This is a genomic window from Actinoplanes sp. NPDC021490, assembly GCF_055562135.1.
In genome coordinates this window covers 1-21,136 of the sequence record NZ_JBVHFW010000034.1, presented here as the reverse complement: position 1 = coordinate 21,136, position 21,136 = coordinate 1, and the positions used below count along the sequence as shown (strand labels likewise).

Here is a 21,136-nt window from a genome sequence, read left to right as displayed (position 1 = left end):
CGCCGCACGATCCAGCGCGACCTCGAAGACACCCTCTCCGAGCAGATCCTGTTCAACGAACTGCGCCCCGGCCAGATCGTCGTCGTGGACTGCGAGGGAGACCCCGACAACGTCGAGAAGTCGAAGCTGACTTTCACCGGCGCCGACCGGGGTGTCGCGGTTCCCGACGCGGTTCCGGCCGACCTTGGGGCGACCACCTCCGAGGAGTAAGCCACATGGAACGGCCCGGCTGCGAGCTTCGCAGCCGGGCCGTTTCGCATTCCCGCCCCAGCAAGTGAGGGGCGGGCCCGCGCACGCGGTGGGGGGAACGCGTGCGCGGGGTCCGAGGGGTCAGCTCAGCCGCACGACCGTGCCGGTCGAGCCGAGAGTGACCGTGGTGCCGGAGATCCGCAGGTAGCCGCCGTCGGTCCGCAGCCGAAGTCCCGTACGGACGGTCTCGCGGCGGAATCCCAGCGGGTTCGGGCCAAGCCGCAGGCCGGGGCCGACGAACTGGTCCGGGTGGTCGACCGAGCGCAGCACCTCGGTGCCGTCGTCCCGGGCCTCGAACCGGAACTGCGTCGCGGCCAGATCACGCGGCGCCCGCTCGGCGACGATCGCGCCGCCGGTCGAGTGCCGCACGAAGTCGTCCGGCCGGTCCGCCGGCGAGATCCGCACGATCGGCCCGCCGTCGCCCACCGGCACGCCGAACAGCGGGGTGCCATCCGGATGCCAGTAGAGCCGCTGCACCTGCGCATGCCGGTTCGGGTCGTAGAGCGGGTCGCCGGTGATGTCCCGGTAGTCGCGGGCGTGATAGACCAGCACGTCGGTCCGCCCGTCCTCGGCCACGGTGAACGAGTTGTGCCCCGGCCCGAACCGTTTCGTCTCGGCGTTGGTCACGAAGATCGGGTCGGGCGTCTTCACCCACGAGTCCCGCGCGAGCAGATCGGCGTCCGCGTCCGCGGTGAGCAGACCCATGCAGTAGCGCGCGTCGGTGGCGCTGGCCGAGAAGGTCAGGAACACCCGGCCGTTGCGGATCAGGACGGCCGGGCCCTCGTTGACCCGGAAGCCCTGGATCTCCCAGTCGCGGGTCGGCGTCGTGATCCGGGTCGGCTTGGTGGCCAGCGACCACGGCGTGCCCATCCGGGCGATGTAGAGGCTGGTGTTGACCGCGATCTCGGGCTCGCTCTGCGCCCACACCAGATAGCGCCGCCCGCGGTGCGCGAACGTCGTGGCGTCCAGCGTGAAGCCGTCCCACTCGGTGATCAGCTGGGTCTTGAGCTGCCAGCCGCTCGGGTCGAGCGGGTCGGCCAGCGGTGATTCGAGCACGTAGGTGCGGATCCGGAACACGTCGTCGGAGTCGCCGGCCGCGAAGTACACGTACCACTTGCCGTCGATGCGGTGCAGTTCCGGCGCCCAGATGTGCCCGGCCATCTTGCCGGTGGCCGGGCGCCGCCAGATCACCGCCTCGGCCGCGCCGGTCAGCCCGGCCAGGGTGGACGCCCCGCGCAGGGCGATCCGGTCGTATTCGGGCACCGAGCCGGTGAAGTAGTACATGCCGTTGGTGCGCGGCGTGATGAACGGATCGGCTCGCCGGCTGACGAGCGGCTGGATGGTCGGGACGCCGTAGATCTCGGCGTCGGTGCGGGGAACGGCGGCCTTCGCGGCGCCGGCCCCGGCCAGCCCGGCGATTCCGACGCCGGCGGCCGTGCCGAGCAGGATGCGACGTCTCATCGGGTCTCCAGACGCAGGAAGGTGACCGAGCTCGCCGGGAACTCGCGGGTGAAGGTCGACCCCAGGCCGCGCACCGTGCTGGTCACGGGCCGGATCGGCTCGGCCGAGCGGGTGTTCTGCTCGCCCGGGTCGCCGGTCAGGACGGTCATGCGGCCGGTCGGGGCGACGCGCAGGCCACCCAGGTCGACCCTGGTCAGGGCCGGGGCGGCCGAGGCGTTGACGACCTTGACGATGATCTCGCCGGCCCGAGTGTCGCGGGTGACGACCTGCGCGAACGGCTCGGTGACCTGGTTGTCGTCGAAGCTGCCCCACACCTCGCCGTCGCGGATCAGCGTCACCTTGGTGCCGCGGACCTCGATCCTCAGGTCGTACGTCTGCCCGGTGTTGATCGTGTCGGGCCGGGTGAGCAGCTGCTCCTTGGCGGCGGCCGACCCGGTGGCCTTCTCGATCGCGCCCTGGGTGTTGTTCCAGCCACCCAGATTCCACCAGTACCAGGTGCCCGAGTCCTTGATCCCGAACGGGATGAGGAAGCCCTCGTCACCGGCGGTCTTGGTCGCTTTCAGTGTGATGTCGTAGTCGGTCGCGGTGATGTCGGTGGCCGCGGCGACCATCGCGTTCTCGGCGGCCACGTCGGTCTGCGCGTACGCCCCGTCGGTCACCGTCCACGTGCCGCGGTTCTCGATCGGGCTCCAGCCGTCCGCGTTGCCGTCGTCGAAGGTGTCCTCGAACAGCACGGTCCCGTCCGGCGTGGTCACCTTGAGATCGTCGTAGCGGGCCGCCGTACGCCACGTGGAGAGCCCGACCCGCCCGGTGATCGGCTTGGGCTGCACGACCCGGCCGCCGGTCACCGAGGACGGCACGACCCGGTCGCCGACGTTGGTCATGAACAGCTTCTGCATCTGGTAGCTGGTCGAGCCCCACGACTCGTCGTTGTCGAACCAGATCAGGTCGGGCCGCCACTGCACGTTGTCGATGTTGGCGAGCAGGGGCGCGTACGAGGCCATCTTGACCACGTCGGCGTTGCGTTCGAGGCCGGTCATGTATGCGGCCTCGGCCAGCGAGTTCGCGAACTTGGCATCCTGGGACGCGTACTCGCCGAGAAAGACCTTCGGGCCACTTCGGTCGTACGAGTCGTAGCGGTCGTTGTTCTGCAGGAACCAGTTCGGGCTGTTGTAGTAGTGCTCGTCGACCATCTCGGTGCCGGCCGCCCGGTTCTTGGCCCACAGGTTGTCGAAGGTGACGCCCATGTCGTCCGGCCCGGAGTTGCTGATCACCGTGATGGCCGGGTACTTCGCCTTGATCGCGTCGCGGAACTCGAGGAAGTTCGCGAAGTACTCCTCGGGCAGGTTCTCCTCGTTGCCGACCGCGACCATGGTCAGGCCGAACGGCTTGGGGTGGCCCATCCGCGCGCGCAGCTTGCCCCAGGTCGAGGTGGCCGGCCCGTTGGCGAACTCGATCAGGTCGAGCGTGTCCTGGATGTGCCGCCGCAGCAGGGCGGGGTCGTCGGTCGCGCGGTTCTGGCCGCAGCCGGTGACCAGCGCCGGCACCACGGGCAGCGGGGCCGCGCCGATGTCCTCACTGAACTGGAAGTATTCGTAGTAGCCGAGCCCGTAGCTCTGGTTGTAGCCCCAGAAGTTCGCGTTGGTGGCCCGGGTCTCGACCGGACCGACCGTGTCCTTCCACTGGTACGAGCGGGCGCGCGGGAAGTCCGACGCCGCGTCGTAGGCCTCGTGGCTGCCGGTGTTGACCAGGCACCCGCCGGGGAAGCGGACGAAACCGGGGCGCAGGGCGGCCACCTTGTCGGCCAGGTCTTTGCGCAGGCCGTTGGCGCGTCCCTTGTACGTGTCCCGCGGGAACAGCGACACCATGTCGAGCCGGTGGGTGCCGGTGCCGGTGGCCGACACCGACAGGCGCCCGGCGTCGCTGGTGCTCGTGGCGCGCAGCGTGCCCGCGTACCGGGACCAGCTGTCGCTCTTGACGTTGATTTTCAGCGGGGCGGCGAGCGCGGTGCCGTCGGCGTTCGCCAGCGAGACCGTCAGCGGCGAGCCGGAATCCGAGCGGGCCCAGACCGAGAAGTCGTAGCGGTCGCCCTTCTCGACGGCGATGCCGCTGTTGTAGCCCGCGTTGGTGACGCTGCCCGGGCCGGTGAGCCGCAGGTAGGTGCGGTTGCGCTCGTTGAGGCGGGCCGCATCGTCGACCGTGGCCGCCGTGCCGGTGGCCGTCCAGCCGGTCAGCCCGGTGTAGGCGCGGTTGTCCGCGGCCTGGAACTCGAAGGAGCGGTTGCGGACCAGTTCGGCGTAGAGACCGCCGTCGGCCGCGTAGTTGATGTCCTCGAAGAAGACGCCGTACATCTCGTCGCCGATGGCCGGACCGGGCTTGGCCGGGTCGACGGTGATCGTGTAGTCGGGCGTGGGAGCGGCGGCGGCCGGTGGAGCGACCGCCAAGGGCAGTGCGGCCAGGGCAACTATCGCGCCGGCCGTTCGGGATCGGAAGCGGGCCACAGGGGTCCCCCCTTGTTCGCGCGAACACCGTTCCTCCGCAGGACTTACCGGTGCCTTTGTTAGTGCACCTGAAAGGCGGTGTACGCGTGATAGTGGTCGATGTTAGCGTTCACCATAGAGGGAAGCGCCAGCGAAGACCAGGGTGCTCAGAGAGCTTGCGGAGGGACGCGGGGCCCGTCACCGGCCAGCACGAAGACGTCCTCGGTCAGCGGCTCGACCAGGCCGTCCTCGACCAGCCCGGCCAGCGCGCGGGCCCGCTGCACGTCGTCGTTCCACACCTCGTCGAGGCGCTGCCGCGGCACCGGTCCGGTCGCGTGGCGCAGCACCTCGAGCAGCAGCCCACGCACCTGGCGGTCGGTTCCGGCGTACCGCTGCGGCTTGCGGCTCGGACCCCCGAGCGCGGGGGAGCCGCTCAGCCGCCACGCGCACACGTGCTCGAAAGGGCACTCATGGCAGCGCGGTGAACGGGCCGTGCAGACCAGCGCGCCCAGCTCCATGAAGGCGATGCTCGCGCGGGCCGCCCGCGCCGGCTCCTCGGGCAGCAGTTCGGCCGTCGCGACCAGGTCGGCGGCGGTCGTGTTCGGTCCCGCGTCGGGTTTGCCCTCGACGGCCCGCGACACGACACGGCGGACGTTCGTGTCGACCACCGGGTGGCGTTGCCCGTACGCGAAGGTCGCCACCGCCCGTCCGGTGTAGGTGCCCACGCCCGGCAGCGCGAGCAGTTGGTCGAGGCCGGACGGCACCCGGCCGTCGTGGCGCTCGACCATGGCCACCGCGCAGGCGTGCAGCCGCATGGCCCGGCGCGGATAACCCAGCCGGCCCCACATGCGGATCGCCTCGGACGGCGGGTCGGCCGCGAGGTCGGCCGGCGTGGGCCAGCGCGTCATCCAGGAGCGCCAGGCGGGCTCCACCCGGACGACCGGGGTCTGCTGCAGCATCACCTCGCTGACCAGCACACCCCAGGCGGTGGTGTCGGGCTGCCGCCAGGGCAGATCGCGGGCATTCTTGTCGAACCACGTGATGGCGTCATCGGCGAGAGTCATGGCAGGTCTTACTGTAGGCAGGTGCATGAGCTCGCCATCACCGTCATCGGTCCCGACCGGACCGGCATCGTCGCCGACGTGGCCGAGGCGCTGGCCGGCGTCGGGGCCAACCTGACCGACTCCACCATGACCCGCCTGCGCGGACACTTCACGATGACCCTGATCTGCACCGGGCCCTCCGCGTCCTCGGCGGTGGAAGCGCTCGAGTCGCTGGACGATGTGGTCACCTCGGTGCGTTCGGTCTCCCCGGAATCCGATAAATCCGACAAGGGCGAGCCATACGTGGTGAGCGTCCACGGCGCCGACCGGCTCGGCATCGTCGCGGCGGTGACCCGGGTGGTCGCCGCGGGCGGCGGAAACATCACCGATCTGAGCACGCGTCTGGCCGGCGCCCTCTACGTGCTGATCGCCGAGGTCGACGTCCCTGCCGGGGCCGCCGACGAACTGGCCGAACAGCTCGCGGTGGCCGCGGCCGAACTGGGCGTCGAGGTGACCCTGCGACGCGCCGAGTCGGAGATCCTGTGACCTCGCCGATCACCTGGGACGGTCCGGAGGGCACGGTCCGGCCGGTCGTCACCGCGCCCGACACGGTGCTCAGCACGGTCGGCGACGAGGTCGACCCGGCCGACCCGGCGGTCGTGCGGCTGGCGGCCGACCTGGTCGCCACCATGCGCGTCTCGCCCGGCTGTGTCGGCCTGGCCGCCCCGCAGGTCGGGGTGGGCGTCCAGCTTTTCGCGGTCGACGTGACCGGCCACCCCAAGGCCGCCACCACGCACGGCACGTTCGTGCTCTGCAACGCGAAGGTCATCGAGGCCAGCCGATGGAAGGCCGGGCGCGAGGGCTGCATGTCGGTGCCCGACCTGACCGGCGACGTCAAGCGGGCCGGGCGCGTCGTGGTCGTGGCAACGCTGCCCGGAAGCGGCGAAGAGGTCACGGTGACCACCGATGCGTTCGAGGCGCGGGCGCTGCAACACGAGATCGACCACTGCGCCGGAAAGCTTTTTCTCGATCGTGTCGCCGGGGCGCACGCGATCTACCAGCGTAAGGTCTACCTTTGACGTCCACCGCCGCGGTTTTGTTGTGAGTCGGTGTCGCATAACCCCGGCGCGTCGCGGCTGACTCGCGGGCGCGCGGGTTTACCGTGGGCCCCACTATGCGATCGACGGTTGGTCCCCTTCCCTCCGCCGTCTACTGGCGGCGCCGTGCAGTCGTGCTGGGCGCAGTGCTGCTCGGCATCATCGTGCTGTTCGTTTCCTGTTCCGGTGGCGACGACAACAAGGGCAAGAAGCAGGGGCAGACACCGACGTCGAACTCGTCGGAGCTGCCCACGCCGGAGCCGTCCTCGCCCGGACCGACGTTCCTGGACGGTCGCCCCGGCAACAACGGACCCTCGCTGCCCGCCCCGGGCGACCTGCAGGGCGGCCAGCCCTCGGGCGACGCCCAGGAAACGCTGCCGCCGACCGGAGGCAGCGGCACGGGAACGGGCACGGGCACGGGTGCCGACGGGCAGAACAACAACGTCACCGCCCCGGCCGACGGCACCTGCGCCGACGGCGAGCTGACGGTCACCCCGATTCCCGCGTCGACCAACCTCAAGCGCGGCCAGTCGGTCCAGATCTCCCTGAAGATCAAGAACACCGGCCAGCGTACGTGTTCCCGCGACGTCGGAGCCGACCCGCAGGAGCTCTACATCGACTCCGGCGCCCGCAAGTACTGGTCGTCCGACACGTGCAGCACCGCCAAGGGTGGCGACGTCCGGCAGCTCCCGCCCGGCCAGGAGCTGTCGTACCAGGTCACCTGGAACGGCCGCCAGTCGAGCACGTGCGCCGGCGACTCGGCGTCCGGCCCGAACCCGCCGCCCGGCCAGTTCGAGCTGCGGGCCCGCCTCGGCACGCTGGTGAGCAACCCGGTCACGCTGACCATCTCGGCCTGAGTGGTCGCCGCACTCGAGCTCTATCTGGACGTGGACGCCACCCGCCGCGTCCGCACCCTGTGGCGTGCCCTGGAGGACGAGGGCATCCCTACCCTGGCGTCCCTGCTCAACGACAAGCACCGCCCGCACGTCTCGCTGGCCGCGGCCCGCCGGCTGACCCCGTCGGCGGTCGTCGAGGCGCTGGACGGCCTGGCGGTGGGTCGCGGCCTGACCTTTGACATGGACTTCGTGGGCCAGTTCGTCGGACGCGTCCTGTGGCTCGGCATCACGCCGACGGCCGAACTGCTGGCCCGCCATGCTTCGGTGCACGCCCGCCTGTCCGCGGCCGGCGTCGACACCTGGGACCTCTACCAGCCCGGCCGCTGGGTCCCGCACTGCACCATCTCGATGCGCGTGCCCAACCCCCAGATGGCCCCGGCCATCCGCCGCTGCCTGGAAATCCTGCCCCTGCGGGCCACCGTCACCGGCGCCGCCGTGGCCGACCACGCCAACGACATCGACGTGCCGCTGCAGTGATCCGCCGGCGTGACGCTCGCCCTCGCTATCCCGCTGCGACCGGAAGCCGCGGGTATCACGCTGTGAACGGAGCCGCGCTTTCTTGCTGGGACCGGTAGCCGCGCGGCTAGCGGAAGCCGGTGAACGAGAGCAGGATCCAGCCGATCGCGGTCAGGGGGAGGGCGATCAGCAGGGCCAGGCCTCGCTGGGGCCAGGAGCGGCCGGCCAGCAGGGTGGTCAGCACGCCCAGGGCGATCAGGACCAGGCCCGACTGCCATTGCGAGGCGGTGCCGTACGAGGGGTCACCGATCCGGCGCAATTGGATGACGGCCTCGGCGAACATGACGGCGCCGGGCATGGCCAGGGCGATCGTCTGCAGGCGACCGGGCGTACGGGCGATCGCGCCGGCCGCCCCGAAGACCGCGCCCGCCACCACGCCCAGGCCCATCCACAGCCAGGCGTTGACGTTGTACGCGTTGGACAGGGTGTCGTTCTGGATCGCCGTGGCCGCCAGGTAGTAGCACGGCACGGCGACGACCAGGCTGACGATCGCCCCGAGCACGCTCACCGGCAGGCTCCAGCGGAACCGGAACGTCAGCAGGAACGCCGCCACCGCCCAGACCGCGATCGAGTTGCCCAGCTCGCCGAACGGCGCCGGCACATATTTGATCCACACGAAGTCGAGGACGCCCAGCAGGATGCCCGCGACCGGCGCGACCACGACGACGTTCCGGTTGTTGATCACGGTGGTGGAGCTTACGAACCGGGTCGCCGCCGCCGCATCGATCCGGCGACGGATCAAACCTCCGCGTGATCCGCCGAAAGACCGATCCGGCGGGGCAACGTCAGACGTAACGCTCGAGGATGGAGGCCTCGGCCAGGCGGGACAGGCCTTCCCGTACGCCCCGGGCCCGCGCGTCGCCCACGCCGTCGACCGCCTGCAGATCCTCCACGGTCGCCCCGAGCAGACGCTGGAGGCTGCCGAAGTGGTCGACCAGCCGGTCGACGATCTGGGTGGGCAGGCGCGGCACCTTGGCCAGCAGCCGGAACCCGCGCGGCGACACCGCCGAGTCGAGCGAGTCGGTCGCGCCGGGATAGCCGATCGCCTTGGCCACCGCGACCAGGTCGATCATCTCGGTCGCGGTGAGCAGGTCGAGCTCGACCAGCGCCTCGTCGAGCGTGCGGGACTTGCGGCCGGTCGGCAGGTAGTCGCGGATGACCAGCGTGCGGTCGGCGTCGACCCCGGCCATCAGCTCGTCGAGCTGCAGGGCCAGCAGGCGGCCGTCGGTGCCGAGCTCGACCACGTAACCCGAGATCTCGTCGGCGATGCGGCGGACCATTTCCAGCCGCTGGACGACCGCGACCGCGTCACGCACGGTGACGAGGTCTTCGATCTCCAGCGCCGACAGGGTGCCGGAAACCTCGTCGAGGCGCAGCTTGTAACGCTCGAGGGTGGCCAGGGCCTGGTTGGCCCGCGACAGAATGGCCGCCGAGTCGTCGAGGACGTGGCGCTGACCGTTCACGTAGAGCCCGATGATGTGCATCGACTGGCTCACCGAGATCACCGGGAAGCCGGTCTGCTTGGCCACCCGCTCGGCGGTGCGGTGCCGGGTGCCGGATTCCTCGGAGTGGATCGCCGGGTCGGGCATCAGATGCACGGCGGCCCGCACGATGCGGGTGCCGTCGCTCGACATCACGACCGCGCCGTCCATCTTGCACAGCTCACGCAGGCGGGTGGCGGAGAACTCGACGTCAAGCGGGAACCCGCCGGTGCAGAGGCTCTCGACGACGGCGTCGTGCCCGAGCACGATCAGCGCGCCGGTGCGCCCGCGCAGGATGCGCTCGAGGCCGTCGCGCAGCGCCGTGCCCGGGGCCATGAGGGCCAGATTGGCGCGTAGGGGATCGCCGCTCACGCCGCCACCGGTGAGGCCGGGACCGCCCGAGGCGGCGGCAGCCGGACGATGCGCCGAACCGTTGACGCCTGGTCGTGGCGTCGGGCTGGCGGCGGGCTTGGAACCATCGCGGTCGAGCGGCACCTGGACATTCTACGGACTGTCATCCAGCGCAACGAGCCGTGGTTCGATGAATGCTCCGTAGCGTGATGAAACGTCACTTACGGTCACCGCCGTGAGCGGCCGAGGCGCGGGCCGCCGACTGCAGCGCGGAGCGCAGATCACTCACCTCGATCACCTCGATGCCGCGGGGCGCCTCGGGGGCGCAGCCGGGCGGAACGAGCGCCACCTTGAAGCCGAGCCGGGCCGCCTCGGCCAGCCGCCGGCCCACCGCCCCGACCCTCCGGATCTCGCCGGTCAGCCCCACCTCGCCGATCGCCACCAGTTGCGGCGCCATCGCGAGGTCGAGCCCGCCCGAGGCCACGGCCAGCGCCATCGCCAGGTCGGCCGACGGCTCGATCAGCCGGATGCCGCCGACCGTGGCCGCGAAGACCTCTCGGTTGTAGAGCTTGAGCTGCTTGGTGCGGCGCTCGAGCACGGCCAGCACCATGGCCAGCCGGGCGCTGTCGAGACCCGACACCGTGCGCCGCGGCGAGCCCTGCACCTCGGCCCCGATCAGGGCCTGCACCTCGGTGACCAGTGCGCGCCGGCCCTCCATGGCCACGGTGACGCAGGTGCCCGGCACGGGCTCGTTGTAGCGGGTCAGGAACAGGCCGGACGGATCGGGCAGGCTGGCGATGCCGCCCTCGTGCATCTCGAAGCAGCCCACCTCGTCGGCCGCGCCGTATCGGTTCTTCACGCCGCGCACGAGCCGCAGCGACGAATGCTTGTCGCCCTCGAAGTGGAGCACCACGTCGACCAGGTGCTCCAGCACCCGGGGGCCGGCGACCTGGCCGTCCTTGGTGACGTGACCCACCAGGACGGTGGCGATGCCCCGTTCCTTGGCCACGCCGACCAGCGCGGCCGTGACCGCGCGGACCTGGGTGACGCCACCGGAGACGCCCTCGGTGCCCGGGGCGGAGATGGTCTGCACCGAGTCGACGATGAGCAGGCCGGGCTTGACCGCGTCGAGGTGGCCGAGCACCGCGCTCAGATCGCTCTCGGAGGCCAGATAGAGCCGCTCGTGCAGCGCGCCGAGCCGCTCGGCGCGCAGCCGGACCTGGCTCACCGACTCTTCCCCACTGACCACGAGGGACGGGGTGCCCGCGCCGGCCGCCCACTGCTGGGCCACGTCGAGCAGCAGAGTGGACTTGCCCACGCCGGGCTCGCCGGCCAGCAGAACGACCGCGCCGGGCACCAGACCGCCGCCGAGCACCCGGTCGAGCTCGCCCACGTTCGTCGGCACGGCCTTGGCCGGGGCCGCGCTGATCTGGGCGATCGGGCGGGCCGGCTCGGACGGCATGCGCGAGCTGACCACCCGGCCCGCGCCGAGCGGAGTGCTCACGGTGGACTCGATGACCGAACCCCACTCACCGCACTCGGGACAGCGGCCCAGCCACTTGGGCGGCTGATGGCCGCAGGCGTCGCAGACGAAGGCGGGGCGGGCGGCCTTCGCGGCCGTGCGGGACGTTGTCACCCCGCAAAGCTAGCGGGACGGTACGACAATTACTCGTGCTCGGCGCCCTCGCCCGGGGCCCGTGAGGCCGGCGAGAGCGGAGTGGCGAACGGCGCGGTCAGCTGGATCGGCTGGGACTGGCCGCTCACCTCGAGCACCAGGCTCAGCGACTGACCCGGCATCAGTTCGTCGCTCAGACCCGCGGCGACCAGCTGGGCGTCGTCCTCGGGGAGGTAGGTGACGCTGCTGAGCGGGGGCAGCGTGATGCGGGCCGGCTGCAGCGAGGCGGCGGGCGCGACCGACGGCGCGCCGGGCGTGCTGGGCTGCGCCGACGGCTGCTCGACGTTGCTGCTGGGCGCCTGGTTCTCTTCGACGCCGGGCACCTCGTCGGGCGAGCTGCCGGCGCCGGAGGGCTCGGGGTTGGCGCTGGGCGAACCGGCCGTCGCGCTGCCGCTGAGGCCGATCTGCCGGGCCGAGACGATGCCGGCCTGCTCGTCCTGCAGCGGGCGGCTGCTGATCAGGACCGTCATCTCTTCGGTGCTCTGGTTGAACAGACTCACCTCGAGCGGCGCGTCACCGTTGGCCGGGTAACCCTCGGGGTCGTTGTAGACGACCTGGAGGTTGCGGATGAGCAGGCGCCCGTCGGGGCTCTCCGTGTTCAGACCCGAGATCGGGGTCTTGAGAAGCGCGGTCTCGGCCACCTGACCGGCCGAGCAGCCGGCCAGCGCGATCACGGCGACCGTGGCGGCCCCCGCGGCCAGTGTGACGCGGCGGGTTCCCAGCGAGCGCATCACGATCCTCCAAGCTGATCAAGCCGAACAAACGACACACCTCAAGGCGTAAGGCTCAGCCTAGAGGGCGGTGATCGGGCGCGTGCGCCGACCCGTCCATTCACACCACCCGGCCGCTGAAGATCAGCAGCAGGACGTCGATCAGGGCGACGACGATCACGGCGCGGAACATGGCCACACCGCGTCCCTTCGCGCGTCTGGTGGCGTACCAGCCGAGCGGAAGGACCACGACGGCGGCCGCCGCGCCCGCCCAGCCCGCCCACGACGGCGGCCCCGGCGGCCCGAGGACCAGCGTGAGTGTCGCACTCAGAAGGAGCAGCGCGGCCGCAATGGAGGATCCGGTCTCGCCGAGCCGGTGCGGCAGACCCCGTACGCCGGTGGCCGCGTCGTCGGCCAGGTCGGGCAGCACGTTGGCGAAGTGCGCGCCCCCGCCGAGCAGCGCGCCCGCCGCGACCAGCCAGGCCGGTGGCGCCGGATGCCCCGGCAGCGCGACCACGACGAACGCCGGCAGCAGCCCGAACGCCACCAGATAGGGCAGAGGCGAGAGCACGGTGGATTTCAGGGGCCAGTCGTAGAGCAGCGCGAAGACGCCGACCAGCGAGATCAGAAGCGTCGCGAGCGGGCCGAACGGCAGACCCAGCAGCGGGATGGCCAGCGCCGCGATCAACCCCGCGATTCCCACCGTGCGGCGGGAGACCGCCCCCGAGGCGACCGGCTTGTCGGTGCGCCCGGCCGCCCGGTCGCGATCCGCGTCGAGCCAGTCGTTGACCCAGCCCACGGCGAGCTGGGTCGCCCCCACCGCGGCGAAGACACCGGCGATGGCCCAGCCGCGGTGACCGGCCCCGATGGCCAGCAGGGTCATGGCCAAGGTGACCGCGCCGCCGGGCTCGGGATGAGACGACTTGATCACTGCGAGCGCTCGGGACATGCGAGCAGTGTGGCGGGTGTGCAAGATGCATGCCACGCTCGATCACATGCCGTCGATGGTCCGTAACGATCCGCGTCAGTACGACGAGCTCGCCGACCACTGGTGGCGTCCGGGCGGCCACTTCGAATTGCTGCACTGGCTGGCCGAGGCCCGCGCCCGGCTGATCCCGCCCGCGAGCACCCCCGGCGCGATCCTGGTCGACGCGGGCTGCGGCGGCGGGTTGCTCGCCCCGCACCTGGCCGGCAAGGGCTACACCCACGTCGGCGTCGACCTGCGCGCCTCCGGTCTCGATCACGCGGCCGAGCGGGGCATCCGGGCCGTGCGCGGCGACGTGACGGCGCTGCCGCTGGCCAGCGGCTCGGCCGACGTGGTCGCGGCGGGCGAGATCCTCGAACATGTCACCGACCTGTCCGCGACCGTGGCCGAGCTGTGCCGGGTGCTGCGGCCGGGCGGGCTGCTGGTGCTCGACACGGTCAACGACACCGCGCTGAGCCGCTTCGTGACGGTCACGCTGGGCGAGGCCATCGGGCTGGCCCCGGTCGGCCTGCACGATCCGGCGCTCTTCGTCGACCCGCGCCGGCTCACCGCGGAGTTCGCTTCCCATGGCGTACGTCTCCAGGTGCGCGGCGCCCGGCCCAGCGTTCCCGGGCTGGTCCGCTGGCTCGGCCCGTTCGACAAGCGCCGTCCCCTCGGCCGCATCGTTCCCACCCGTTCCACCGCCGTGCTCTATCAGGGCCACGGCCGCAAGGAGGCGGCATGATCCCCGAAGCCCGGCGGCTCGCACCCCGGTTCGCGGCCCGTGCCGCCGCACACGACCGGGACGGCAGCTTTCCGGCCGACGACTTCGCCGACCTGCGCGCCGCGGGCCTGTTCGGGCTCATGGTCCCGGCCCGGCTGGGCGGCGCGGGGGCGAGCTTCGCCCAGTACGCGGCGACCGCGTACGAGCTGGCCCGCGGCAACGGCGCGACCGCGCTGGTCTTCAACATGCACGCGTCGGTCACCGGGGCGCTGGCCGGCGTCACCGATGAGCTGGCCGACGCCCTGGGCCTGCCGGCCGAGGCGCTGCAGGCCCGCGACGACGCGCTGCGGTCGGCCGCCGAGGGCCGCTGGTACGCGGTGGCGATGAGCGAGCGCGGCGCGGGCTCCCGGTTGTCCCAGCTCAGCACGTCGTACGAGGTGGTGGACGGGGCCTACCGGATCCGCGGCTCCAAGACGTTCTGCTCGGGGGCCGGGCACGCCGACGCCTATCTGGTCGCCGCGCGCAGTGCCGCCGACCCGTCGCAGGTCTCGCAGTTCCTGGTGCCTGCGGGTGAGGGTCTGCGGGTCGAGGAGACGTGGGACGCGCTGGGCATGCGGGCCACCGGCTCGCACGACCTGCACGTCGACGTCACCGTCCCGGCCGGCGCCCTGCTCGGCGGGGTCGAGGGCCTGGCCCTGGTCGTCGCCCAGCTGGCCCCGCACTGGATGGTGGCCAGTTACGCCGCCGTCTACGTCGGGGTGGCCCGCGCCGCCGTGGACGCCGCGATCGAGCACGTCAACGAGCGCAAGCTGGGCCACCTGCCGGCCATCCGGTCGCGGATCGGGCGCGCCGACGCGGCGGTCGCGGCGGCTCACCTGGCCGTGCTGGAGGCGGCCCGCCGGGTCGACGAGCGGCCCGGCGAGGCCGAGACGAACCGCTGGGTCTGGCGGGCCAAGCTGCTGGCCGGCACGACCGCGGCCGAGGTGGCGGCGTCGATGCTCGAGGCCGCGGGCACGTCCGCGATGCGCCGCGGGCACCCGCTCGAACGCCTCTACCGGGACGCGCGGGCCGGTTCCCTGCAACCGGCGACCAGCGATGTGTGCGCCGACTGGCTCGGGGTGGACGCGCTCGGCGGCGACGCGGACTCAGAAGGATCAGCCCCTCGCTGGTGAGGGGTTTGCACAGCACGATGGCGGCGGGGTCGGGCCCAGGAGGCACAAGTGAAGAGCAATGCGACCATCGCGGGACTGGGGACGGCGCTGCCGCCCTCCACCGTGCAGAGCGAACTGTGGGACAACTTCTTCTCGCACCACTACACCGGGACCCGCCGCGCGCTGGCCAAGCGGATCTTCGAGAACTCCGGGGTGCGTACGCGGCAAGCGGCAGTCAGCCCGCTGCTCGAGGACGTGTCGGACTGGTCGACCGAGCAGCGGATGCGCCGTTACCAGGTCGAGGCCGTCCCGCTCGGCAAGGAGGCGGTGACCCGGGCGCTGGCCGACGCCGGGATCGCGGCCTCCGACCTCGGACTGTTCGCGGTCTGCTCCTGCACCGGCTACGCGACCCCCGGCCTCGACATCCTGCTCGCTCGTGACCTGGGGATGTCGCCGTCGGTGCAGCGGCTGTTCGTTGGGCACATGGGTTGCTACGCGGCGCTGCCCGGGCTGGGCGCGGTGGCCGACTTCGTGGCCGCCCGCCAGCAGCCCGGACTGCTTCTCTGCGCCGAGCTGACCAGCCTGCACCTTCAACCGGCCCAGGTGCGTACGGACTTCCAGCAGATCGTGTCGCACGCGCTCTTCTCCGACGCGGCGGCGGCCGTCGCGCTCACTCCCGGCGGATCGGGCCTGGTCGTCCGGGACGTCGCCGCGGTCACCGACACCACCACGGCCGACCTGATGACCTGGGAGGTCACCGATCTCGGCTTCCGGATGGGGCTGTCGCCGAAGGTGCCGGCCGTGCTCGAACTGCACGTCCGCAAGCTCGTCGACGACCTGCTCGGCCGCAACGGTCTGAGCATCGGCGACATCGACGGCTGGGCCATCCACCCCGGCGGCCCCAAGATCCTCGACGTGGTCCAGGAGCAGCTTCAGCTCGACGATTCGGCGCTCGCCGCTTCGCGAGGGACGCTTTCCGCGTACGGGAACTGCTCGTCGCCCACCGTGCTGCTGGCCCTCGACGCTCTCCGTCGCCGGCCCGCCCCGCCGCGCCGGGTGGTGATGCTGGCCTTCGGTCCGGGACTCACGCTCTACGGCACGCTGCTTCTACAGTCACCATGTGACGGGTGAGCGGGCGCGCGGCGCGATTCTCTATTCGGCGGCCGGTGTCCTGGTCGCCGGGGGAGCCACGTGGTGGTTTCTCTCGGCGCCCCCGGAACGCTCGGACGATCGCGTCTCGCAGTGGCGGACCGTCGTCGAGCAGCAGCTCCCGGACGTCGACGGCCAGGCCGAGGCGCAGACGGCCACGCTGACCGCGGGCACCGAGCAGACCTTCGAGACGTACGTCGACACCGGCGCGTACAAGGTGTCGCTCGTCTGCCGCGGCGCGCCCGACAGCTTCGTCCGCGTGAGCCTGAGCCGTACGGGTCAGGATTCGGGGCTGGGGGTTCGCTGTTCCGGCGACCTGCCGCCGGAGAGCTTCGAGGTGGGGCTGGGCGGCATGATGCGGATGAACGTCATGGTCGGCGACGACGGCCCGGTCGTGTTCCGATATTCGCTGCAGCCCGTAGCCCGCTGACGCGCGTTCTTAACTCAGTCCGGCGCGACTCGGCGCTAGAGGCGGGCGAGGTCGGCTCGGAAGTCTTCGACCGAGGCCGTGCGCGGCACCGTACGGACGATCTGCGAGCTGCGGTTGACCAGCACGGCGGCCGCCGTGGTGTCGGGCGTGCCGAGCTTGAGATGCGTACGCAGACTGCCGGTCGGATCGTGCAGTATCCGCACAGTTTTTCCGTTCACCGGGGGCGCGGCCCCGGTCGGCGGGGTGCCCGCCGCGGACGCCGAGGCGGCGACGGCCGAGACGGTGATCACGGCGATCTCGGGGCCGACCGCGTCGATCGTGTCGGAAACCAGCGCGGTGCAGACGCAGCCGTCCACGAGCAGGATGACAGCGGGTAGCCTGCCGCGCAGCGGCACCGGGACACCGTCGGTCGCGACCAGCTCGAGAGCCGGCAGCGTCGTCACCTGGTCGGGCGAGGTGTTGGCCGTGCGCTGGGTGGCCGGTTGGCGGGGCGGCCCGGGCCACGCCGAGGCGAAGAGACTGGCCACGGTGACCAGCACGGCGAGCGAAATGATGAGAACCGGGGCCCGGAGCGTGGTGGCGGCGACCCGGCGCAGCCGGCGCATTGCCGGGCGGCGGGCCAAGCGTTGCCAGCGCGAAGGGGGACCGGTCAGCCGCAGCTCAGCCCGGATGGCGTCGACCTCGTCCGACAGCTCGGAAAGGTCGTCCGGAATGACGATGACGCCCCACTCCTCGGGCAGGTCGGGCAGATCATCGGGCGAACCGCCATCCGACGCCCATCCGCCGTTGTCGCTCGCACCAGCCATGACTCACCCTCCCCCCGGGCCGACCAGTCGTTCTTCGGTCGGGGACCTTGCGTCCAGCCTTCCTTACCCGGGGCCCGACCGCCAGTAGTGCGCGCTTCCGGACCTTAGCGATAAGCTGGACTTCTCAAACGCCGTAGGTGCGAAATATCCGACCCGTACGCCTTAGCGGTCACCAAACGATCACTCACTGTTACTGAGGCAGCTCGCGGCCCGTCTGTCAAGCCGCAGAAACGCCCATCACAGGGCCTCTGAGCTGCACTAACAGTCACCGGCTGGGCGGGACATAGCTGCCTGAGCGTGTTACCCTAGACACAGCGAAAGGGGCTTCGAACCTATGGTTTTCAGTGTCGGCGAGACCGTTGTTTACCCCCACCACGGGGCCGCACTCATCGAGGCAATCGAAACAAGGGTCATCAAGGGCGAGCCAAAGCAGTATCTTGTGCTGCGCGTTGCCCAGGGTGATCTGACCGTACGGGTGCCCGCTGAGAACGCCGAAATCGTCGGCGTGCGCGAAGTTGTGGGCGAGGAAGGCCTGGGCAAGGTCTTCGACGTCCTCCGTGCTCCGCACACCGAGGAGCCGACGAACTGGTCGCGGCGTTACAAGGCCAATCTCGAGAAGCTGGCTTCCGGTAACCCCCTCAAGGTTGCCGAGGTTGTTCGTGACCTCTGGCGTCGTGAGCGTGAGCGTGGTCTCTCGGCCGGAGAGAAGCGCATGCTCGCGAAGGCTCGCGACATCCTCGTCGGTGAGGTCGCTCTGGCGGAAAAGAGCACGAAGGACGAGGCCGAGGTGCTGCTCGACAAGGTCCTCACCGAGGCCTGACCTACCCTCACCCTCGAAGTAACAAACACATGTGTTTGTACAGGACCGCGACGTGACCGCGAAGCTGAATGCCCGCGGTGACGTCGCGGTCCTGGTTCCGGCGGCCGGTGCCGGTCTGCGGCTCGGCCCGGGCGGGCCCAAAGCTCTGCGCCTGCTCGCCGGTGAGCCGTTGCTCGTGCATGCGGTTCGCCGGGTGGCGGCCTCGCCGTCGGTCCGTCTCATCGTGGTCGCCGCTCCAGCGGCCGAGGTCGAGGCGGTACGAGCACTCCTGACGCCGGTCGCGCCGGTCACCGTGGTGGCCGGCGGGGCCGAACGTCAGGAATCGGTGGCGCTGGCCCTGGCCGCGGTCCCACCCGACATTCACATCGTGCTCGTCCACGACGCCGCGCGCGCCCTCACCCCGCCCGGCGTGATCGAGTCGGTGGCCACGGCCGTACGCGAAGGAAACCCGGCGGTCATCCCGGTGCTCCCCGTCGTCGACACGATCAAGGAAGTCGACGCCGAGGAAACCGTCCTGGGCACGGTCGACCGGTCCGTCCTGCGCAGCGTGCAGACCCCGCAGGGCTTCCAGCACAGCATTCTCGCGGCGGCCCACGCGGCGGCCGCCGACCCTCTGACCGACGACGCCGGCCTGGTGGAAAAGGCCGGAATTCCGGTCAGATGCATCCCCGGCTCCGAGCTCGCCATGAAGATCACCCGTCCTTTGGACCTGATCCTGGCCGAGGCCCTGCTGTCCCAGCCCCAGTAACCTGACCCGGTGATCAACCAGCGGGTCGGGATCGGAACGGACGTGCACGCCTTCGAGCCGGGGCGGCCCTGCTGGGTGGCCGGGCTGCTGTGGCCGGAGGAGACCGGTCTGGCCGGGCATTCCGACGCCGACGTCGCCGCCCACGCCGCGTGCGACGCGCTGTTCGGCGCGTCCGGGCTGGGCGACCTGGGCAGCAATTTCGGCACGGCCCGCCCCGAATGGGCCGGCGCCTCGGGCGTCGCCCTGCTCACCGAGACCGCGCGCCTCGTACGGGCCGAGTCCTTCGAGATCGTCAACGTCTCGATCCAGGTGATCGGCAACCATCCCAAGATCGGCAAGCGCCGGGCCGAGGCCCAGCAGGTGCTGTCGGCCGCCGTCGGCGCCCCCGTCACCGTCTCCGGCACCACCACCGACGGCCTCGGACTGACCGGCCGCGGCGAGGGCCTGGCGGCCACGGCGGTCGCCCTCATCGCACTGACCTGAGCAGTCACCCGCCAGAGTGGCATTTCGCGGTAGCGCCTACTCTCAAAACGTGGCCGCGCCTCTGGAACCCGAAACGACGCCGGAAGAGTATCGGCAGCGTGCGCTGTTGATGGCCGACCTCGGACGGTATGACGAGGCGGCGCAGGAAATCGCTTCCGGACTGGAGTCCGCGCCCGACGAAGCCAGCCTGCTTGCCACGCTGGCCCGCATCCACTTGGCGGCGGACCAGCCCGGCGAGGCGCTGCGGGCCGCCGAGCGGGCGGTGGCGGCCGCTCCTTCGACGCTGACCAACCTCGTCGTACGCGCCATGGCCCTGTCCGACAGCCAGAAATACGGCGAGGCGGCCCAGGTCGCCAGCGAGATCATCCGCCAGTGGCCGGCCGACGCGTACGCCCAGAGGACCGGAGCGGCCCTGCTCAGCGAGTCCCGCAACGGGCAGGAAGCCCTGAACGCCGCCTGGAACGCCGTCCGGGTCGCACCGGCCGAGGCCGAAGCACACCTGGTCCTGGCCGTCGTGGCCGCGCGGCTCCGCCTCTTCGACCTGGCCCAGAGGGCGTACGCGCAAGCCTTGGACCTCGACCCGGCAATCGGCGACGCCCAACGAGACGTCGGCATCGTCCGCTTCGAGCGGCGGCGCTGGGCTCGCGCTCTCGAGTCGCTGGCCGACGAGGCCACCCTGCCCGTGGCGCCCGACTCGGACGGCGACTATCCGCAGCCGTTCCCACGGTCCTACCCCGCGCCGGACCGGCCCGTCACCGAGGAGCCACAGACGACCTCGGCCGACTGGACCGGCGAGAGCGCGATCAGCCGCCCCACCAAGCCCGTGCTCGACCCGTCCGCCGAATCCGCCGCCGCGGTCCGGCAACACGCCCTCTACGGCACCAACGCCACCCTGGTCGCGGGCCTGTTCGCCGGCCTGATGACCTTGGCCAGCGGCGGAATCTCCCGAGCCTGGGCCGGCCTGATCGGCGTCCTGGTCTTCGTCGGCATCATCTTCGTCCTGAACCGAGCCGTACCCGAGCCGCTGGCCGTGGCCCTGGCCCGCCTGCGCCACCACAACCGCCCCTTGGCCGCCGCCGCTTACGTCGCCTTCGTGGCGCCGTTGCTCCTGCTGGTCTACGCGCTGGTGGGCGGCGTGATCCCCCTGGTCGCCGCCATGGTCGTGGCCGCCCTGGCCGAGGCGCTGATCCTCACCCGCCGTTAACCACCTCCCCAATCCCGCCCGGCTCCGCGCAGGCGCCGCCGCACTGACCAATCGGTGCACCATGCCGCGGGCTATGTCTGAGCCATCAACGGGTCGGCTCCGTCGGCTACCCGCCCTCTCTCCGATCAGTGCTCCACGTCGTCCCGCTCGGCCGGCGCCGCGGCCCGTGTGCCCCGCCGTTGCCTGGCCCGCGCAGTGACCGGTGTGCCACGTCGCCGCCTGGCCTGCGCGGTGGCTGGTCCCACGTTGCCTGCTCAGTCGGCGCTGCCGCCGGTGTGCCACGTCGTCGCCTGGCCTGCGCGTTGGTTGGTGTCCCACGTTGCCTGCTCAGTCAGCGCCGCAGCCTGTGCGCCACGTCGCGTGTCGCCTACGCCGCTGCTGGTGCACCACCTCGCCACCTCGCCACCTCGCCTACGCCGCGGTCGGTGCGGCACGTTTCTCGGCTCGGCTTCCGCCACACAGCCGGGCCGCCACTTCGGTCGCCCGCGACGTTAGGCCTATTCGAATTCGAGCGCTCGAGGCCTGTGGATAACTCTGCATTGTGGACAACGAAATGATCTCTCCCCGATCCGAGTAGCGTCGGTTCCGAGGGACGGAGGCCCCCGGTTGGGGTGGGCTGACGGTTGGGGTGGGCTGACGGTTGGGGTGGGCTGACGGTTGGGGTGGGCTGACGGTTGGGGTGGGCTGACGGTTGGGGT

General features: G+C 71.3%; 22 protein-coding genes. 13 read left to right on the top strand and 9 right to left on the bottom strand.

What is annotated here, in order from left to right; genetic code table 11:
- Positions 1-210: hypothetical protein (locus ACZ3I4_RS47615; protein WP_465388809.1), on the top strand; the 210-nt coding region annotated here is incomplete at its 5' end.
- Between the two features lie 120 nt (positions 211-330).
- Here the strand turns inward: ACZ3I4_RS47615 and ACZ3I4_RS47610 are convergent.
- The 3 genes from ACZ3I4_RS47610 to ACZ3I4_RS47600 all read right to left on the bottom strand — a co-directional run bounded on the left by ACZ3I4_RS47610 (position 331) and on the right by ACZ3I4_RS47600 (position 5,254).
- A complete protein-coding gene (locus ACZ3I4_RS47610) occupies positions 331-1,710 on the bottom strand; it encodes a family 43 glycosylhydrolase (protein WP_465388808.1) in 1,380 nt (459 codons plus the stop codon).
- Positions 1,707-4,211 (bottom strand): alpha-L-arabinofuranosidase C-terminal domain-containing protein, encoded by a 2,505-nt coding sequence (locus tag ACZ3I4_RS47605; RefSeq protein ID WP_465388807.1) that lies wholly within the window; start codon positions 4,209-4,211, stop codon positions 1,707-1,709. Before ACZ3I4_RS47605 ends, ACZ3I4_RS47610 begins: the two co-directional genes overlap by 4 nt.
- 146 nt (positions 4,212-4,357) lie before the next feature.
- Entirely contained in the window at positions 4,358-5,254 is an 897-nt protein-coding gene (locus ACZ3I4_RS47600; RefSeq protein ID WP_465388806.1) for an HhH-GPD family protein, read from the bottom strand.
- Positions 5,255-5,275: 21 nt separating this feature from the next.
- On the opposite strand from ACZ3I4_RS47600, the gene ACZ3I4_RS47595 reads away from it, so the two are divergent.
- The 4 genes from ACZ3I4_RS47595 (at position 5,276) to ACZ3I4_RS47580 (ending at position 7,703) form a co-directional block, all read left to right on the top strand.
- The gene (locus ACZ3I4_RS47595) at positions 5,276-5,779 is read left to right on the top strand and encodes a glycine cleavage system transcriptional repressor (RefSeq protein WP_465388805.1); all 504 of its coding nucleotides are present in this window, start codon (positions 5,276-5,278) and stop codon (positions 5,777-5,779) included.
- Entirely contained in the window at positions 5,776-6,312 is a 537-nt protein-coding gene (gene def / locus ACZ3I4_RS47590) for a peptide deformylase (protein WP_465388804.1), read from the top strand. The genes ACZ3I4_RS47595 and def overlap by 4 nt, the downstream gene beginning before the upstream one ends.
- Before the next feature lie 95 nt (positions 6,313-6,407).
- Entirely contained in the window at positions 6,408-7,187 is a 780-nt protein-coding gene (locus tag ACZ3I4_RS47585) for an adhesin (RefSeq protein WP_465388803.1), read from the top strand.
- Positions 7,188-7,703: a 2'-5' RNA ligase family protein gene (locus ACZ3I4_RS47580; RefSeq protein WP_465388802.1), complete on the top strand. Its 516-nt coding sequence runs from the start codon at positions 7,188-7,190 to the stop codon at positions 7,701-7,703. It begins immediately after the preceding gene.
- A gap of 106 nt (positions 7,704-7,809) precedes the next feature.
- Here the strand turns inward: ACZ3I4_RS47580 and ACZ3I4_RS47575 are convergent, their stop codons facing one another.
- From ACZ3I4_RS47575 to ACZ3I4_RS47555, 5 genes are all read right to left on the bottom strand, one after another.
- On the bottom strand, positions 7,810-8,427 hold the full coding sequence (locus tag ACZ3I4_RS47575; RefSeq protein ID WP_465388801.1) for a DUF6518 family protein: 618 nt from the start codon (positions 8,425-8,427) through the stop codon (positions 7,810-7,812).
- Between the two features lie 100 nt (positions 8,428-8,527).
- Positions 8,528-9,718 carry a DNA integrity scanning diadenylate cyclase DisA gene (gene disA, locus ACZ3I4_RS47570; protein ID WP_465388800.1) on the bottom strand — a complete coding sequence of 397 codons (1,191 nt, stop codon included), beginning with the start codon at positions 9,716-9,718 and terminating at the stop codon, positions 8,528-8,530.
- Between the two features lie 73 nt (positions 9,719-9,791).
- Positions 9,792-11,210, bottom strand: a complete 1,419-nt coding sequence (gene radA / locus ACZ3I4_RS47565) for a DNA repair protein RadA (protein WP_465388799.1) — start codon at positions 11,208-11,210, stop codon at positions 9,792-9,794.
- 29 nt (positions 11,211-11,239) lie between these two features.
- The gene (locus ACZ3I4_RS47560) at positions 11,240-11,980 is read right to left on the bottom strand and encodes a hypothetical protein (RefSeq protein WP_465388798.1); all 741 of its coding nucleotides are present in this window, start codon (positions 11,978-11,980) and stop codon (positions 11,240-11,242) included.
- 100 nt (positions 11,981-12,080) lie between these two features.
- The gene (locus ACZ3I4_RS47555; protein WP_465388797.1) at positions 12,081-12,908 is read right to left on the bottom strand and encodes a UbiA family prenyltransferase; all 828 of its coding nucleotides are present in this window, start codon (positions 12,906-12,908) and stop codon (positions 12,081-12,083) included.
- A 46-nt stretch (positions 12,909-12,954) separates the two neighbouring features.
- On the opposite strand from ACZ3I4_RS47555, the gene ACZ3I4_RS47550 reads away from it, so the two are divergent.
- Genes ACZ3I4_RS47550 through ACZ3I4_RS47535 form a run of 4 tightly spaced genes read left to right on the top strand, consistent with a single transcriptional unit; the run spans position 12,955 to position 16,377 of the window.
- The gene (locus ACZ3I4_RS47550; RefSeq protein ID WP_465388796.1) at positions 12,955-13,668 is read left to right on the top strand and encodes a methyltransferase domain-containing protein; all 714 of its coding nucleotides are present in this window, start codon (positions 12,955-12,957) and stop codon (positions 13,666-13,668) included.
- The gene (locus ACZ3I4_RS47545; RefSeq protein ID WP_465388795.1) at positions 13,665-14,819 is read left to right on the top strand and encodes an acyl-CoA dehydrogenase family protein; all 1,155 of its coding nucleotides are present in this window, start codon (positions 13,665-13,667) and stop codon (positions 14,817-14,819) included. The genes ACZ3I4_RS47550 and ACZ3I4_RS47545 overlap by 4 nt, the downstream gene beginning before the upstream one ends.
- 48 nt (positions 14,820-14,867) lie before the next feature.
- Positions 14,868-15,929 carry a type III polyketide synthase gene (locus tag ACZ3I4_RS47540; RefSeq protein WP_465388794.1) on the top strand — a complete coding sequence of 354 codons (1,062 nt, stop codon included), beginning with the start codon at positions 14,868-14,870 and terminating at the stop codon, positions 15,927-15,929.
- Positions 15,919-16,377, top strand: a complete 459-nt coding sequence (locus ACZ3I4_RS47535) for a DUF6023 family protein (RefSeq protein ID WP_465388793.1) — start codon at positions 15,919-15,921, stop codon at positions 16,375-16,377. The genes ACZ3I4_RS47540 and ACZ3I4_RS47535 overlap by 11 nt, the downstream gene beginning before the upstream one ends.
- A 35-nt stretch (positions 16,378-16,412) precedes the next feature.
- Here ACZ3I4_RS47535 and ACZ3I4_RS47530 read toward each other — a convergent pair whose 3' ends face one another.
- Positions 16,413-17,183: a hypothetical protein gene (locus ACZ3I4_RS47530; RefSeq protein WP_465388792.1), complete on the bottom strand. Its 771-nt coding sequence runs from the start codon at positions 17,181-17,183 to the stop codon at positions 16,413-16,415.
- 334 nt (positions 17,184-17,517) lie between these two features.
- On the opposite strand from ACZ3I4_RS47530, the gene ACZ3I4_RS47525 reads away from it, so the two are divergent.
- The 4 genes from ACZ3I4_RS47525 to ACZ3I4_RS47510 are packed head-to-tail and all read left to right on the top strand — an operon-like array spanning position 17,518 to position 20,438.
- Positions 17,518-18,003: a CarD family transcriptional regulator gene (locus ACZ3I4_RS47525; protein ID WP_026206027.1), complete on the top strand. Its 486-nt coding sequence runs from the start codon at positions 17,518-17,520 to the stop codon at positions 18,001-18,003.
- Positions 18,004-18,055: 52 nt separating this feature from the next.
- Entirely contained in the window at positions 18,056-18,751 is a 696-nt protein-coding gene (gene ispD, locus ACZ3I4_RS47520; protein WP_465388791.1) for a 2-C-methyl-D-erythritol 4-phosphate cytidylyltransferase, read from the top strand.
- A 9-nt stretch (positions 18,752-18,760) separates the two neighbouring features.
- Entirely contained in the window at positions 18,761-19,234 is a 474-nt protein-coding gene (gene ispF, locus ACZ3I4_RS47515) for a 2-C-methyl-D-erythritol 2,4-cyclodiphosphate synthase (RefSeq protein ID WP_465388790.1), read from the top strand.
- A gap of 49 nt (positions 19,235-19,283) precedes the next feature.
- On the top strand, positions 19,284-20,438 hold the full coding sequence (locus tag ACZ3I4_RS47510; protein WP_465388789.1) for a tetratricopeptide repeat protein: 1,155 nt from the start codon (positions 19,284-19,286) through the stop codon (positions 20,436-20,438).
- Positions 20,439-21,136 lie beyond the last annotated feature (698 nt).

What these genes read in the sequence shown, in the direction of transcription:
- ACZ3I4_RS47545 (WP_465388795.1), top strand. Translation starts at nt 13,665, where the DNA reads ATGATCCCCGAAGCCCGGCGGCTCGCACCCCGGTTCGCGGCCCGTGCC.
- ACZ3I4_RS47555 (WP_465388797.1), bottom strand. Translation starts at nt 12,908, where the DNA reads ATGTCCCGAGCGCTCGCAGTGATCAAGTCGTCTCATCCCGAGCCCGGC.
- ACZ3I4_RS47530 (WP_465388792.1), bottom strand. Translation starts at nt 17,183, where the DNA reads ATGGCTGGTGCGAGCGACAACGGCGGATGGGCGTCGGATGGCGGTTCG.
- ACZ3I4_RS47550 (WP_465388796.1), top strand. Translation starts at nt 12,955, where the DNA reads ATGCCGTCGATGGTCCGTAACGATCCGCGTCAGTACGACGAGCTCGCC.
- ACZ3I4_RS47610 (WP_465388808.1), bottom strand. Translation starts at nt 1,710, where the DNA reads ATGAGACGTCGCATCCTGCTCGGCACGGCCGCCGGCGTCGGAATCGCC.
- ACZ3I4_RS47600 (WP_465388806.1), bottom strand. Translation starts at nt 5,254, where the DNA reads ATGACTCTCGCCGATGACGCCATCACGTGGTTCGACAAGAATGCCCGC.
- ACZ3I4_RS47560 (WP_465388798.1), bottom strand. Translation starts at nt 11,980, where the DNA reads ATGCGCTCGCTGGGAACCCGCCGCGTCACACTGGCCGCGGGGGCCGCC.
- ACZ3I4_RS47525 (WP_026206027.1), top strand. Translation starts at nt 17,518, where the DNA reads ATGGTTTTCAGTGTCGGCGAGACCGTTGTTTACCCCCACCACGGGGCC.
- ACZ3I4_RS47585 (WP_465388803.1), top strand. Translation starts at nt 6,408, where the DNA reads ATGCGATCGACGGTTGGTCCCCTTCCCTCCGCCGTCTACTGGCGGCGC.